We start from the raw sequence: 680 nt of genomic DNA, 5'->3' as shown, positions 1-680 counted from the left end.
CCACCGGTTTTGCCCCGGTTACCAATATGCGCCGTAACCATCTGATAACAATATAAATCCATTCAGAGAGAGTCAGCGACAATCGGTGCCCAGAGATTGGAATTGACGGACCGGTTGACGGACCTTCCGCATATTACCTGCTCGGATTTTTCAAAGTACCGTCGGGTCCATTGAGGCTCTGACGGTACTTTTTTATGGACGGCGTCAAGGTGGTGGAGCGCGAGCCCTGGCACGAGGAGGGAGAGGAATGGCGCGTCCTGCGCGCCTGGCTCCCAGGAACGATGGTATCACACAGCCGATACCAGTATTTCTACTTCGGACGCGACCGCATGCTGCGCCGCCATGACTATCAGGTGGACGTCGCCGGCGGCATGCTCGCGGCCCAGTTGACGGGCGACTATGTTGAGGCCGATGGGATCCGGCTGCCGACACGCCGCCGCGCATACGCGCGCGGGCCGGACAACCGGCCGGTGTTTGACCTGCTGATGGTCTCAATCGATATCAGTAATGTGCGTCTGGTGTGACCTGGCTTGATCCCGGGGGGCGGCCTTCCGGATCAGCAATGCTCGACGCGCTGCCCTGTCGGCGTTGAGCATTCGATCGGCGCTTCGCGATTTAGTAGAGGAATGAACTTCGGCAGGGCCTTTAGCGTGAAATACCCTTGCGACAGGCTAAGCCCT

General features: G+C 59.0%; 1 protein-coding gene. It reads left to right on the top strand.

Annotated features, from left to right (window positions below; genetic code table 11):
* The first annotated feature begins 194 nt into the window (after positions 1-194).
* Positions 195-524, top strand: a complete 330-nt coding sequence (locus NMG80_RS06440; protein WP_254017371.1) for a hypothetical protein — start codon at positions 195-197, stop codon at positions 522-524.
* The last annotated feature ends 156 nt before the right edge of the window (positions 525-680 follow it).

The sequence above is a fragment of the Mesorhizobium escarrei genome (assembly GCF_935825525.1).
Lineage (GTDB): Bacteria > Pseudomonadota > Alphaproteobacteria > Rhizobiales > Rhizobiaceae > Mesorhizobium > Mesorhizobium escarrei.
The sequence above is the reverse complement of the archived record's forward strand: the minus strand, read 5'-3'. Positions and strand labels throughout refer to the sequence as shown.

Bases quoted from the DNA above. Each gene is read 5' to 3' on its own strand.
- NMG80_RS06440 (WP_254017371.1), top strand. From the start codon at position 195: ATGGACGGCGTCAAGGTGGTGGAGCGCGAGCCCTGGCACGAGGAGGGA.